The sequence below is a fragment of the Pseudomonas viridiflava genome (assembly GCF_003702045.1).
Lineage (GTDB): Bacteria > Pseudomonadota > Gammaproteobacteria > Pseudomonadales > Pseudomonadaceae > Aquipseudomonas > Aquipseudomonas viridiflava_C.
Genome location: NZ_RBTP01000066.1, coordinates 35,942 through 47,541 on the forward strand (window position 1 = coordinate 35,942; position 11,600 = coordinate 47,541).

General features: G+C 59.0%; 7 protein-coding genes. 6 read left to right on the plus strand and 1 reads right to left on the minus strand.

From position 1 onward, the window contains the following. Positions 1-257 precede the first annotated feature (257 nt). The 4 genes from ALP40_RS19860 (at position 258) to ALP40_RS19875 (ending at position 3,800) form a co-directional block, all read left to right on the plus strand. Positions 258-746: a DUF3015 domain-containing protein gene (locus tag ALP40_RS19860; RefSeq protein ID WP_004884045.1), complete on the plus strand. Its 489-nt coding sequence runs from the start codon at positions 258-260 to the stop codon at positions 744-746. Positions 747-807: 61 nt separating this feature from the next. Next, positions 808-2,661, plus strand: a complete 1,854-nt coding sequence (locus tag ALP40_RS19865; RefSeq protein ID WP_122209897.1) for a DUF4105 domain-containing protein — start codon at positions 808-810, stop codon at positions 2,659-2,661. A 206-nt stretch (positions 2,662-2,867) separates the two neighbouring features. Next, a complete protein-coding gene (locus ALP40_RS19870) occupies positions 2,868-3,221 on the plus strand; it encodes a hypothetical protein (protein WP_122209898.1) in 354 nt (117 codons plus the stop codon). Between the two features lie 78 nt (positions 3,222-3,299). Further along, positions 3,300-3,800, plus strand: a complete 501-nt coding sequence (locus tag ALP40_RS19875; protein WP_122209899.1) for a GreA/GreB family elongation factor — start codon at positions 3,300-3,302, stop codon at positions 3,798-3,800. 207 nt (positions 3,801-4,007) lie between these two features. Here ALP40_RS19875 and ettA read toward each other — a convergent pair whose 3' ends face one another. After that, on the minus strand, positions 4,008-5,672 hold the full coding sequence (gene ettA, locus ALP40_RS19880) for an energy-dependent translational throttle protein EttA (RefSeq protein WP_122209900.1): 1,665 nt from the start codon (positions 5,670-5,672) through the stop codon (positions 4,008-4,010). Between the two features lie 489 nt (positions 5,673-6,161). Between ettA and ALP40_RS19885 the strand changes: the two genes are divergently transcribed. Both ALP40_RS19885 and glyA read left to right on the plus strand, forming a co-directional pair. After that, a complete protein-coding gene (locus ALP40_RS19885; protein WP_259640738.1) occupies positions 6,162-9,893 on the plus strand; it encodes an EAL domain-containing protein in 3,732 nt (1,243 codons plus the stop codon). Positions 9,894-10,127: 234 nt separating this feature from the next. Further along, positions 10,128-11,381 (plus strand): serine hydroxymethyltransferase, encoded by a 1,254-nt coding sequence (glyA, locus tag ALP40_RS19890; protein ID WP_122209902.1) that lies wholly within the window; start codon positions 10,128-10,130, stop codon positions 11,379-11,381. The last annotated feature ends 219 nt before the right edge of the window (positions 11,382-11,600 follow it).

The window sequence follows — 11,600 nt, forward strand, 5'->3', positions numbered from 1 at the left end:
TCGGCATTCTGGCGCTCGCCGCACACGACTTGCAAGGCAGGCTTTCGGGGCAAAAGACGTCTGGATGATTTTTACTCCCTCGAACGGCGTTTCAGCGCAGATGAAAAATGCCGTTTTGGGCAATATTCTGCAATAGTTCACGGAACCCTTGTAACGTGCCTAAACTCAAACTTGCGCGGACGACTCGAAAAAGTCTTCCGGCTTGGTGTGACACTAAAGAAACTCGACCCTTGGCTGACCATAAAGAGAAAAAAGCTATGAAACGGATTCTTCTAGGAACGCTCTTCGCCGCTGTATCCATCAACGCTATGGCTCAAGCGCCAGGCGGCCCGGATTGCGGTTGGGGCAACATGCTGTTTGAAGGTCAACGCGGCACTCCCGCTCACTTCCTGGCTTCCACTACCAACGGTACTTCGGGCAACGCCACATTCGGCATGACCTCCGGCACCAACGGCTGCTCCACCAACAGCGCCCTGACGTATGGCGGCAAATCCTGGCTGGCCATGAACGGCATGATGGATGAGCTCTCCAAAGACATGGCAATGGGCCAAGGTGAAGCACTGACCACCTACGCGGTCGTGCTGGGCGTTGCACCGGAAGACCGTGCGCGCTTCGCTTCCGTCACTCACGAGCACTTCTCGCAAATCTTCAGCAAGGCTGACGCCACTGCCGAAGACGTTCACGCCAACACCGTTAACGTTCTGAAAAACGATCCAACCCTGGCCAAGTACGCTACCCAGGCTTAAAGTCGTTCGCCCGCCCCCCTTCGCGAGGGGCGGGACTCCTCTCCCTGACTAGTTGCCCTCTATGCTCAAACGTCTTGCCTTGCTGGCGCTGTTTGTCTGTGCCCCCTTGTCTGCCGCGCCGCGTGTGGCTGCCGACCGTTTGCAGCAACTGGCCAACGAGCCGTTCTGGATTTCACTGGGCCACTACGAGGCAGGCAAGCTCGGCGGCTGGCGCAGTTATGTTGACGACCCCAAATTCTTTCTTGCGGCTGACGGCGCGCACGACCCGAAGGCTGAACTGAGCGCTACGCTCGACGCCCTCTACGCCCCCGTGACCAACGAACAGACGCATGCCCAATGCGTTTACCCTGCAAGGACCCGCTGGCTGCGTGATCAGTTGAAACTGACCGACCTGCCGGTACTGGACTGCAAGGAATTCAAGGCCTGGTACAAAGACGTAGCCCCGGACAGCACCGTGCTGATCTTCCCGGCGGCCTATCTCAACAGTCCATCCTCCATGTTCGGCCACACACTGCTGCGCATCGACCCGGCGAGCGCGAAGGCCAACAACACCACGCTGCTGAGCTACGCGATCAACTTCGGTGCGTACATCGAAGGCATGGACAACAGCATTCTGTATGCCTGGAAAGGCTTGATGGGCGGCTACCCCGGCCTGTTCGCGCTGGTGCCCTATCAGGAGAAGCTGTCGGAATACCGCAGTCTGGAAAACCGTGACTTGTGGGAGTACCGGCTCAATCTGACGCCCGAGGAAACCGGGCGCATGGTCGAGCATGTCTGGGAACTGAAACAGATTCGCTTCAGCTATTTCTTCTTCGACGAAAACTGCTCGTACCGTTTGCTGGAGCTGTTGCAAGTGGCGCGCCCCGGGTTGCACCTGACCGAGCAGTTCGGGCTGACGGCCATTCCGACGGACACGGTCAAGGCGATCAAAGCGGCCGGGCTTGTAGAGAGCATTGATTATCGCCCTTCCCGCGAACGCGAGCTGCTGAGCCGCGCCGAGCCGCTGGACGCGGACGAACAGCAGTGGGTGCTCAAGGTCAGCGCTGACCAGAAACAACTGCAAGACAGCCAGTACCTGGCACAGCCCAAGGAGCGCCGTGCGTTGATTCAGGACGCGGCCTATCGCCTCGAACGCTATCGTGCCAACGGACTGGAACGTGACGCCGCGCGCTCGCAACGCAGCTTCGAACTGTTGCAGGCCATCAACCAGAATCCGCCGCCGCAACTGGATATCCAGCGTCCCGGCCTGCCAGAAGATGGTCATGAATCCCGTACCTGGCAATTGGGCGTCGGCACCCGCGGTGACAGGGCCTTTGGCGAATACGGCCTGCGCATGGCGTATCACGACCTGAACGACAACGCTTATGGCTTCCCCCTCGGTGCGCAGATCGAAATCCTGCAACTCAAAGTGCGCCAATACGAAGGCAACGACTGGCAAGTTCAGCAGTTGGACCTGGCCACCATCCGCTCGCTGACCCCGCGCACCGAACTGCTTAAGCCGTGGTCGTGGCAAGTGACCGGAGGCCTTGAGCGCGTGCTGGGCAAACATGGCGATGAAAATCTGGTCAGCCATGTCAATGGCGGCGCGGGCGGCACCTGGCAACTGAGCGAAGGCGTATTGGGCTTCGCGCTGGGTACCGTGCGCGTCGAGCACAACAACGACTTTTCGGAATTCATCTCACCCGCCGCCGGTTTCAATACTGGCGTGCTGTGGCGCAACCCGCTGGGCAACCTGAGCCTGGAAGCCAAAGGCGACTACTTCACCAATGGCGAAGTGCGCCGCAGCGTCAGCCTCAACCAGCAGTGGGAGCTGTCCCGCAACGTAGGCCTGCGCCTGAGCGCACAACGTGAATTCAGCCAGATGAGCTCGCCACAGAACGAAGTGATGCTTGAGGTGAAGTGGTATCACTATTGAGGCGTGACGCTCTTGCGCACCGCCGGGGAGCGTCTCAAAAGACGCTCCCCGGCGGTGCGTGAGCGCTGACGCTTCCACGCCCGTCGCATGGGGATGCCGCCCAGAAGTGCAAGATATCTCATTGCCACCACACATCCCCTACGTCGTTTTTACAAATAACTCACATATTCGCTTCTAGACTCTACTCATACGTAGAGGAATCCACCATGAAGCTGCATTGGGTGTTGTTGTCGCTGGCCATTGGGCTGGCGGGTTGTCAGTCCGCCCACGATCAAATGCTGGCTGAAGGTTATCCGCCCGGCTTCGCCGACGGTTATCAGGACGGCTGTGGCAGTGGCAAGGCGGCGGCAGGCGCGTTCACCGGGCAGTTCAAGAAAGACGTGCCGCGCTACCTCAAAGACAAGATCTACGCAGAAGGCTGGGGCGATGGTTTTCGCCAGTGTCAGGCCTATCAGGAAAATCGCGGCCGCTTCGATCCGGGGCAGATCTTCAACGATCGTGATCGCGACTGGGAGCGGGAAAAGACTCGTAGCGCTGCGAAAGCCTACCGTCCGAACTGATCGGCTCACCCTGATCGGCAGTTCGACGAAACCAATCCCCCCTCCCGATAGCCCAATATCAATTAGGGAGGACATTTCATGAGCCGCGCGTTTGTAAACGAAGACAATGCCGCCGCCGACGCCAGTCAGCCGGTGGAGCGACTGGTCAGCGAACAACCCAATTACGTCACCGCCCACGGTCTGGTATTGCTGCAACAACAGGTGAGCAATCTTCAGGCGCAGCACAGCGCGCAGACTGCCCAGGGCGATAACGCCGACAAGCAACGTCTGGCAGACCTTGAGCGCGACTTGCGCTACTTCAATCAGCGCCTGCAAAGCGCACAGGTGGTCACGCCTGCCCTTTCGACCGAGAAAGTCCAGATTGGCAGCTGGGTCACATTTGCCGACGAAAATGACCAGCAGCAGCGCATTCAGTTGGTGGGTGAGGATCAGGCCGATGCGGCCAAAGGTTTGATCAACTGGGGCTCGCCGCTGGGCCGGGCTTTAATGGGGGCGCAGTTGGGCGATGAGGTGCTGTGGAAAAGGCCGGCGGGTGATCAGATGATTGAAGTGGTGCTGATCGACACGGACAAGGGTTGAACGAACACCCTTTCCGAAAAGTGCATAAAACATAGTTCTGTGGGAGCGAGCTTGCTCGCGAAGACCCTATTTCAAATGTGATGTTTAGAGTGCAGGTAAAGGCCCTTTCGCGAGCAAGCTCGCTCCCACGGCCCTGTATCTCTGGAAAAACGCAGCCTTCAAAAGGCTGCGCTGTTTTCCACAGTAACGCGAACTTACGACGCTATATCACGCCAGTTTCTTGTGACGCACCCGGTGCGGCTGGGCAGCGGCATCGCCAAGACGCTTCTTGCGATCCGCTTCGTATTCGGTGTAGTTGCCTTCGAAGAATACCGCTTGCGAATCGTCTTCGTACGCCAGAATGTGAGTCGCGACACGGTCAAGGAACCACCGATCGTGGGAGATCACAATGGCAGCGCCCGGGAAGTCCAGCAGCGCTTCCTCCAGCGAACGCAGGGTTTCAACGTCAAGGTCGTTGGACGGTTCGTCGAGCAGCAGCACGTTGCCGCCCTCTTTCAAGGTCAGCGCCAGGTGCAGACGACCGCGCTCACCACCGGACAGGTCCTTGACGAACTTCTGTTGATCGCCGCCCTTGAAGTTGAAGCGACCCACATAGGTACGTGATGGAATTTCATAGTTGCCGATACGGATCACGTCCGAACCATCCGAAACCGCCTGGAACACCGACTTGCTGCCATCCAGGTCGTCACGGCTCTGGTCAACACAGGCCAGCTGCACGGTTTCACCGATTTCGATGCTGCCCGAATCCGGTTGCTCTTTGCCCATCAGCATGCGGAACAGGGTCGACTTACCGGCACCGTTACCGCCAATCACGCCAACGATCGCGCCTTTAGGCATGGCGAATGACAGGTTGTCGATCAGGACGCGATCGCCGTAGCCCTTGGTGACATTCTTGAATTCAATGACCTTGTCGCCCAGACGCGGACCAGCCGGGATATAAATCTCGTTGGTTTCGCTGCGTTTCTGGAATTCCTGCGACTGCATCTCTTCGAAGCGTTGCAGACGAGCCTTGGACTTGGACTGACGCGCCTTGGCACCTTTGCGAACCCACTCCAGCTCATCTTTCATGGCCTTTTCATGGGCCGACTGCTGCTTGGATTCCTGGGCCAGACGATCGGACTTGGCTTCAAGCCAGCCCGAATAGTTGCCCTCGTAAGGAATGCCCGCACCGCGGTCGAGTTCCAGAATCCAGCCGGCGACGTTGTCCAGGAAGTAACGGTCGTGCGTGATCGCGACCACTGTGCCCGGGAAATCGTGCAGGAAGTGCTCCAGCCAGGCGACCGAGTCGGCGTCCAGGTGGTTGGTCGGTTCGTCGAGCAGCAGCATGTCAGGCGCGGACAGCAGCAGGCGGCACAGGGCTACGCGACGCTTTTCACCGCCCGACAGGACAGAGATTTTTGCGTCCCAGGCGGGCAGACGCAGCGCATCGGCGGCGACTTCCAGCTGGCGCTCAAGGTTATGGCCGTCGCTGGCTTGCAGGATCGCTTCGAGCTTGGCCTGTTCAGCGGCCAGCTTGTCGAAATCAGCATCCGGGTCGGCGTATTCGGCGTAGACCTGATCCAGGCGTGCCTGGGCATCCTTGATAACGCTGACCGCTTCTTCAACCACTTCACGCACGGTTTTGGTGGGGTCAAGTTGCGGTTCCTGCGGCAGATAACCCACGTTCAGCTCAGGCATCGGGCGCGCTTCGCCATCGAACTCGGTGTCGACGCCAGCCATTATTTTCAACAGCGTGGACTTACCCGAGCCGTTGAGGCCCAGCACGCCGATCTTGGCGCCCGGAAAGAAAGAGAGAGAAATGTTCTTGAGGATTTCCCGCTTCGGCGGCACAACTTTGCTCAGCCGATGCATGGTAAAGACGTATTGAGCCATTGAATGAAAACCTGGTGTCTGTGATAAGGACCGATCTGGAGCGCGAGCTTAAAGCTCCGACCGAAAAAAAGCTTTTATTTGTCTTTCAGACTTGCCGCATGAGCGTTCCACGCCTTGAATCAGAACAGGCAGAGAACAAATTCGAGTGCCTGGGCAGCTGTAAAGCTGCATCTTGGTTTGCACACAGTGGAGTCACTCATGCAGGAGTCGGGCTGTGATCGCGCGTTGCGCAAAGCTACCCGAATGCGGCCTGCAGGGCAAACGATCCGGCCCGGCGGGACTGGCACTCTGCCACAACTCAAGGCATGCTAGCCGCCCTTTTGGGCGACCGGCTTATATTGCATAGCGCATCGCTGCTTCAGTTCAGTAGTCAGGAACAACGACTTGCCGATATCAACGACCTCTTCGCCATCGAGTACCGCCCAACGCGGTACTGCCAGGCCTCTGCGTGGTTCATTGAAAGGTGCGCTGGCAGGGTTGGTGTTGCTGATGATTGCACTGCTGCTCTGGCAATTGATCGAGCAATTTCATCAGACCCAGGAGCGCCAGCGCCAGCGCAGCCTTGACTATGCCACGCAGCTTTCGGACCGCCTCAGCCTTAACATGGCGCTCAACGCTCAGATCGCCATGAATCTGCTGGAGGACATCCAGTCATCAGGACAACGGCTCGATCAACGCACAACGCTGGATGGCGTGCGTACGGCCCTACCGGCAGTGCGCAGCGTGGTCAGTCTCGCGCCCACGGGCGAGGTGATCAAAGACAGCGCCGACTTGCCTGGCGATGCGGCCATTCTGAAAAGCGCCTTGAAGCAGGCAACCGGGCGTCCCTTCTTTTACACCAGCAACGAGGACGGTTCGCAGATCTATCTGCTGATTCGCCAGAGCGGTGGATTGACCGGTAATTACTGGGTCGTGCGCATGGTCCCCGACGCGCTCAAGGCCTTCATTCAACAGCCGACGCAGGATTTTCAGCACCTGTGGCGACTGGAAAAACGCAACACGCAACGTGTCATCCTGCGCGAACCCTTACCTGAAAATGGCACGGACACCGCCCACACCGACACCCTTCTGCTTCAACCCCTGAGCAACAGTGACTGGCAACTGCGCGGGCTCTTCGATGCACACAAGACGCGTCAGGACCTGCTCGCCCCCTTGTTGGGCAAGTGCCTTGTGGGCCTGCTGCTTTCGATTCTGCCGCTCATTGCCCTCATGAGCATTCGCGTAAGACAGCGCCAGGTGCTCGAAAGCCAGCGCCGCTATCGGGACATTTTCGAAGGCGCTGGCGTGGCCATTTGCGTGATGGACATGTCCAGCCTGCCTGAGCGTCTTGAAACCTTGCAGATCCGTACCTGCGAAGACCTTGATCTGATGCTCAAGAACCAGCCGGCCTTTCTCGACCGGCTGCTGCAGCAGTTGCGCATCAACCAGGTCAACGAGGTTGCGCTGGGACTGCTCAACGTCGATGGTGGTGAGCAGGCGTGGCAGCAGTTGATCGAGGGGGAGTCGCGCGCGCGCCCAGGGATCGGCATCGAGATCATCCGTGCAGTCCTGGACAATCAGCCGCAGCTGGAGCTGGAAATCCGTCGCACTCGGGAAGGCGGTCAGGATCAGCACCTGTGGTTGGTCCTGAGACTGCCGGACAGTCGCGCCGACTTCGACGCGGTCATTCTCAGCATCGGCGACATCACCAGCCGCAAGCAGATCGAGCTGTCGCTGCTGGACCGTGAAAGTTTCTGGTCGGATGTGGTCCGCACCGTCCCTGATCACCTGTATGTGCAAGATGTGCTCAGCCAGCGCATGATTTACAGCAACCACCATTTGGGCCATACCCTGGGTTACAGCAAGTCCGAACTCAACGCGATGGGCGAGTTTTTCTGGGAAATCCTGCTTCACCCGGACGACGCCAAGCCCTATCAGGACATGCGCCTGCGCCAGCGTCATCACGGGCACAACGAACTGCTGGAATGCGTCCTGCGCTTTCGCCACCGCGACAACCAGTGGCGCTGCTTCGATGTTCGCGAGCAGGCGCTGGCACGGGACAGTCAGAACTTGGTGACGCGCATTATCGGCGTGGCCAAAGACATCACTGATCAGGTCGCCTCCAGCCAGTCTCTGCGCGACAGTGAACAGCGTCATCGCATGCTCGCCGAGAGCATCAGCGATGTGATCTTTTCCACTGACAGCCAACTGGAACCCAACTATGTCAGCCCGTCGGTCCATAGCGTGCTGGGTTACAGCGCCGACTGGATTCTCACCCACGGCTGGGGTGCGACGATCGCCAACCCGCAACAGCTGACGGGTTTCGATGCACTGATCCGCAACATACGCAAAGTCCTGCACAAGCCCAATGAACTGCTGAAGCTGCGCGGCGACACGACCCCGAGGCTGTTCGTGTTCGACTGCCTGCGGGCCGATGGCCGCAAAGTCCCTGTAGAGCTGCGCATGGTGCTGGTGTGGGACGAGCATGACAATTTTGAAGGCCTTCTAGGCGTCGGACGCGACATCAGCCAGCAGCGCCGTGCGGAAAAAGACCTGCGCATGGCCGCCACGGTGTTCGAACACTCCACTTCGGCCATCCTGATTACCGACCCCGCCGGCTACATCGTTCAGGTCAACGAGGCATTCACTCGCGTGAGCGGCTATGAAGTGGCACAGGTCCTCGACCAATTGCCCGGCATGCTGACGGTGGAAGCTGAACAGGAAGCGCACCTGCGTTATGTGATCAAGCAACTCAACAATCGCGGCACTTGGGAAGGCGAGGTCAGGCTCAAGCGTCGCAACGGCGAGCATTATCCGGCGTGGGTCGGCATTACTGCTGTGGTGGATGACGAGGGCGATCTGGCGAGCTACGTGTGTTTCTTCACCGATATCAGCGAGCGCAAAGCCAGCGAAGAGCGCATTCACCGCCTGGCTTATTACGATGCCCTGACCCACCTGCCTAACCGTACGCTGTTTCAGGACCGCCTGCATTCGGCCCTGCAACAGGCTGAGCGTCAGCAGGCCTGGGTGGTACTGATGTTCCTCGACCTGGACCGTTTCAAGCCCATCAACGACTCGCTGGGCCATGCTGCGGGTGACCGCATGCTTCAGGAAATGGCGACGCGTCTTCTGGCCTGTGTTACGGACGACGACACGGTGGCACGCATGGGCGGGGATGAATTTACTCTGCTGCTGCAACCGGGGCCTACGCGGGAAAGCGCGTTGCATCGCGCCGTGCATGTCGCCGAGAAAATCCTGACCAGCCTGGTGACGCCTTTCGTCCTGGAAGGCCGAGAGTTTTTCGTGACCGCCAGTATCGGCATCGCGCTCAGCCCGCAGGATGGGCATGAGTTGAGCCAGTTGATGAAAAACGCCGACACGGCGATGTATCACGCCAAGGAACGCGGCAAGAACAACTTCCAGTTCTATCAGGCCGACATGAACGCCAGTGCGCTCGAGCGTCTGGAGCTGGAAAGCGATCTGCGTCACGCCCTTGAGCAGCGGGAATTCACGCTGTATTACCAGCCGCAATTCAGCGGCGATGGCAAGCGGCTGACGGGCGCCGAAGCGCTGCTGCGCTGGCGTCATCCACGCCGTGGCCTGGTGCCGCCCAATGACTTCATACCCGTGCTTGAAGAGCTTGGCCTGGTGGTCGAGGTCGGTGACTGGGTGCTGACCGAGGCCTGCAGCCAGCTCAAACAGTGGCATCAGGCGAAAGTGCGCGTCCCCAAGGTGTCCGTGAACATCTCGGCCCGGCAGTTCTCGGACGGCCAGCTCGGCAAACGCATCGCCAGCATTCTGGACAACACCGGCCTGTCTCCGGCGTGCCTGGAGCTGGAGTTGACCGAGAGCATTCTGATGCGCGAAGTCAACGAGGCCATGCAGATACTCGACGGCCTCAAAAATCTGGGGCTCAGTATTGCGGTGGATGACTTCGGCACCGGGTACTCGTCGCTTAACTACCTCAAGCAGTTCCCGATTGATGTTTTGAAGATCGACCGCACGTTCGTCGACGGCCTGCCCTCCGGCGAACAGGACGCGCAGATTGCCCGGGCGATCATCGCAATGGCCCACAGCCTGAATCTTGCCGTCATCGCCGAAGGTGTGGAAACCCAGGAACAACTGGACTTCCTGCGCGAGCACGGCTGTGACGAAGTACAAGGCTACCTGTTCGGCCGCCCGATGCCCGCCAGCCAGTTCGAAGCGCAGTTCAGCAATGATGCGTTGTTCATGCTGGATTGAATGGGTGTCTCGGCCTGTTCGCGGACGAGTCCGCTCCCACAAAATCGCGTTTCTTCAACGGGTTACAGGTTGTCTGAAAAGAGGCGGTTTTTCAGTCGCCCTGGCGTCCGGGAACCACCCGCCAGGCGCAATCTGCACCCCATTCATCCAGCGCATGACTGCCTTTCATATGCCAGATAAAACTCGATGGGGTAGAATACCCGCCTTTTCCGCCATGCCCCCTTGAGGACTGCCATGTTCAGCCGTGATTTGACTATCGCCAAGTACGACGCCGATCTGTTTGCCGCTATGGAGCAAGAAGCTCTGCGTCAGGAAGAACACATCGAGCTGATTGCCTCGGAAAACTACACCAGTCCGGCCGTCATGGAAGCTCAGGGCTCGGTCCTGACCAACAAGTACGCTGAAGGCTACCCAGGCAAGCGTTACTACGGCGGCTGCGAATACGTCGACGTGGTTGAGCAACTGGCTATCGATCGCGCCAAGGAGCTGTTCGGCGCCGATTACGCCAACGTTCAGCCGCACGCAGGCTCGCAAGCCAACTCCGCTGTCTACCTGGCCCTGCTGCAAGGCGGCGACACCATCCTGGGCATGAGCCTGGCCCACGGCGGTCACCTGACCCACGGCGCCAGCGTTTCGGCCTCCGGCAAGCTGTACAACGCCGTGCAGTACGGTATCGATGCCAACGGCATGATCGACTACGACGAAGTCGAGCGTCTGGCCGTCGAACACAAGCCGAAAATGATCGTGGCCGGTTTCTCTGCCTACTCGCAGATCCTGGACTTCCCGCGTTTCCGCGCAATCGCAGACAAGATCGGTGCTTACCTGTTCGTCGACATGGCTCACGTAGCCGGTCTGGTTGCCGCAGGTGTCTACCCCAACCCGGTGCCGTTCGCTGACGTCGTGACCACCACCACCCACAAGACCCTGCGCGGTCCACGTGGCGGCCTGATCCTGGCTCGCGCCAACGCTGACATCGAGAAGAAGCTGAACTCGGCCGTCTTCCCGGGCTCGCAAGGCGGCCCGCTGGAGCACGTGATCGCGGCCAAGGCCGTGTGCTTCAAGGAAGCGCTGCAGCCTGAGTTCAAGGCCTACCAGCAGCAAGTGGTCAAGAACGCCAAGGCAATGGCCGGTGTGTTCATCGAACGCGGCTTCGACGTCGTATCCGGCGGTACTGAAAATCACCTGTTCCTGTTGTCGCTGATCAAACAGGACATCTCCGGTAAAGACGCCGACGCCGCACTGGGTCGCGCTTTCATCACCGTCAACAAGAACTCTGTCCCGAACGACCCACGCTCCCCGTTCGTCACCTCCGGCCTGCGCTTCGGTACTCCAGCTGTGACCACTCGCGGCTTCAAGGAAGCAGAGTGCAAGGAACTGGCCGGCTGGATCTGCGACATCCTGGCTGACCTGAACAACGAAGCCGTGATCGATGCGGTTCGCGAGAAGGTCAAGGCCATCTGCGCCAAGCTGCCGGTTTACGGCGCTTGATCAGAGTAGTCTGACACGCAGTAACTAAAAGCCCCGACTCGAAAGAGCCGGGGCTTTTTTGACACCGTTGCAGAGCATACTGTAATTAAGTACCGAAATTAAACTCCCCCATCATACTTTCACACGGGACTAAATTTGCTATTGCCATATTGGCGCGTCTTGACCAAGCCTTTAACACTGCGTGACATGCCTTACCTCTGCCATTGCCATTGCCATTGC

Excerpts from the sequence above, each read along its gene's own strand:
- ettA (WP_122209900.1), bottom strand. The coding sequence starts at position 5,672 with ATGGCTCAATACGTCTTTACCATGCATCGGCTGAGCAAAGTTGTGCCG.
- ALP40_RS19870 (WP_122209898.1), top strand. The coding sequence starts at position 2,868 with ATGAAGCTGCATTGGGTGTTGTTGTCGCTGGCCATTGGGCTGGCGGGT.
- glyA (WP_122209902.1), top strand. The coding sequence starts at position 10,128 with ATGTTCAGCCGTGATTTGACTATCGCCAAGTACGACGCCGATCTGTTT.
- ALP40_RS19885 (WP_259640738.1), top strand. The coding sequence starts at position 6,162 with ATGATTGCACTGCTGCTCTGGCAATTGATCGAGCAATTTCATCAGACC.
- ALP40_RS19860 (WP_004884045.1), top strand. The coding sequence starts at position 258 with ATGAAACGGATTCTTCTAGGAACGCTCTTCGCCGCTGTATCCATCAAC.
- ALP40_RS19865 (WP_122209897.1), top strand. The coding sequence starts at position 808 with ATGCTCAAACGTCTTGCCTTGCTGGCGCTGTTTGTCTGTGCCCCCTTG.
- ALP40_RS19875 (WP_122209899.1), top strand. The coding sequence starts at position 3,300 with ATGAGCCGCGCGTTTGTAAACGAAGACAATGCCGCCGCCGACGCCAGT.